Annotated in this window: 2 protein-coding genes; both read left to right on the top strand. The window is 73.3% G+C overall.

Going from position 1 to position 2613, the window contains the following annotated elements:
• Positions 1 to 1083: O-antigen ligase family protein (locus FV223_RS24915; RefSeq protein ID WP_147729472.1), on the top strand; the 1083-nt coding region annotated here is incomplete at its 5' end.
• Positions 1080 to 2465 (top strand): glutathione-disulfide reductase, encoded by a 1386-nt coding sequence (gene gor / locus FV223_RS24910; protein WP_147729471.1) that lies wholly within the window; start codon positions 1080 to 1082, stop codon positions 2463 to 2465. The genes FV223_RS24915 and gor, both read left to right, overlap by 4 nt.
• Positions 2466 to 2613 lie beyond the last annotated feature (148 nt).

Raw genomic sequence — 2613 nt, 5'->3', positions numbered from 1 at the left:
CCGCGCCGCCTCGTCCCGCCGCTCGCGACGCCGGTCGGCCTCGCCGCGCTGGCGTTCCTCGCCTGGTGCGCGCTCACCCTGGCCTGGACGCCGTTCCCCGCGCTGTCGCTGCGGATGGCCGGCGAGTTCCTGCCGACGCTCGTCGCTGCCTACCTCCTCGTCCGCCTCGCGCCGGGGCGCATCCCGGCCTTCGCGGCTCCGCTCGCGGCGGCGATGGTGGTGCTCGCCGGGCTGACCATCGCCGTCGGCCTCGCCACCGGCCTGCCGCTGCAGCGCGCGCTCGGTCAGCGGGTGGCGGAATTCGTCTACAACCGCCCGGCGCTGACCCTCGCCGTCGTCGCCGGTCCGCTCGCCCTGGTGCTGTGGCGGCAGGGCCGGCGGGTTCTCGCCCTCGTCGCCTTGGCCTTCGCGGCCCTCGGCATCCTGCGCTCGGTGAGCGGAGCCGCCGCCATGGGGCTGATCGCCGGCGGGGCGATGTTCGCCCTCGCGCGGCTCGTGCCGGGCCGGCTCGCCGTCGGCGTGGCCGGGCTGAGCCTCGGCCTCGCGGTGGCGCTGGCGCCGGTGGAGGGCGACCTGCTCGATCGCTTCATGCCGGAGGCCGCGCACGAGCGGCTGGTGCATTCCTCGTCGCGCGCCCGCGTCGCCATCGCCCGCAGCTTCGGCGCCGCGGTCGCGGCGGATCCGTGGGTCGGGGCGGGCTTCGGCACCTCCGCCCGCTTCGCCGAGACGCCGGTGGCCCAACGCCTCGATCCCGAGATGCGCACGCTTCTGGCGGTCGGCCATCCGCACAACGCGTTCCTTCAGGTCTGGGCCGAGCTCGGCGTCGTCGGCGCCGTGCTCGTGGCGGCCGTCTCGATGCTGATGCTCGCGCCGGTTGCGGGTTCGGATTCGGCCGAGCGCGCGACGGCGCTCGCCCTGATCGCGGCGGCGGCGGCCATCGCCTTGGTCGAGCACAACACCTGGGCGGCGTGGTGGACCGCCGGCCTCGGCGCTGCCATCACCTGGCTGCGCGATGCCGGGCACCGCACCGCGCAGGCACCCCTTCCCCGGCCCTCGGCCGCGCCCGATCGGACCCCGTCATGACCGACACCTACGACGTCGACCTGTTCGTCATCGGCGGCGGCTCGGGCGGCGTTCGCGCCGCGCGGATCGCGGCCGGCTACGGCGCCCGCGTGACCATGGCGGAAGAGTACCGCGTCGGCGGCACCTGCGTGATCCGCGGCTGCGTGCCGAAGAAGCTGATGGTCTATGCCGGTCGCTTCGCCGACGAATTCGAGGACGCCGCCGGGTTCGGCTGGACCGTCGAGGCACCGCGCTTCGACTGGAGCGTCCTGAAGCGGAGGCGCGACGCCGAGGTGACCCGGCTCGAAGGGATCTACGACGCCAACCTGATCCGCGCCGGGGTCACGGTGGTGCCGGAGCGCGCCGTGATCGAGGACGCGCACACGATCCGCCTCATCGGCAGCGGCGCGCGCGTGACCGCCAAGGTGATCCTGGTGGCGGTCGGCGCCCATCCGGTGAAGGAACCGGCGGTGCCGGGCGCCGAGCTGGCGATCACCTCGAACGAGGTGTTCGAGCTGGAGACGCTGCCCGAGCGCATCCTGGTGATCGGCGGCGGCTACATCGCCGTCGAGTTCGCCGGCGTGTTCGCGGCCCTGGGCAGCCGGACGACGCTGCTCCATCGCGGCGACAGGCTGCTGCGCGGCTTCGACGACGAGATCCGCGACGCGCTCGGCGAAGCCTACGCCAGGCGGATGTCGCTCAAGCTCGGGCGCACCCTCGCGAAGCTCGAGCGCGTCGCGGGCGGGATCGCCGCGACGCTGGACGACGGCGAGACGATCACGGTCGACCAGGTGCTGATCGCGACCGGCCGGCGCCCGAACGTCGGCGGGCTCGGCCTCGACCGCGTTGGGATCGAGACCGACGCCGCCGGCGCGATCCCGGTCGACGCCTACTCGCGGACCGCGGTGCCCTCCATCTACGCGGTCGGCGACGTCACCAATCGCGCCAACCTCACGCCGATCGCGATCCGCGAGGGCCACGCCTTCGCCGACACGGTGTTCGGCGAGAAGCCGGCCTGCGTCGACCACCGCCTGATCCCGACCGCGGTGTTCTCGACCCCGGAGATCGGCGTCGTCGGCCACAACGAGGACACCGCCCGCGCGATCTTCGGCAAGATCGACGTGTTCAAGGCGAGCTTCCGGCCGATGAAGGCGACGCTGTCGGGACGCGACGAGAAGATCCTGATGAAGGTGCTGGTCGACTGCGCCAGCGACAAGGTCGTGGGCGTCCACATCTTCGGGCACGATGCCGGCGAGATCATCCAGGCGGTCGGCATCGCGGTGACCATGGGCGCGACGAAGGCCGATTTCGACCGCACCATCGCGGTGCACCCGACCGCGTCCGAGGAACTGGTCACCATGCGGGTCCCGCAGGTGACCAAGCATCCCGTCGCCGTCGGCTGACGATCCCGGTCGCGCCGGGTCTCGACGGCGCGGTTTCACGAGCCATATCCGATCGATGGGCAAGAAAGACTCCGGCAAGAAAGACCCCGGCAAGCGCGAGCCGGGCAAGGCCGGCCCGGCCGAGCCGGTGCCGACGGCCGGCGACGCG

The organism is Methylobacterium sp. WL116 (assembly GCF_008039455.1).
Classification (GTDB): Bacteria; Pseudomonadota; Alphaproteobacteria; order Rhizobiales; family Beijerinckiaceae; genus Methylobacterium.
Note: the sequence above shows the minus strand (reverse complement) of the source record. Positions and strands in the feature narration are given on the sequence as shown.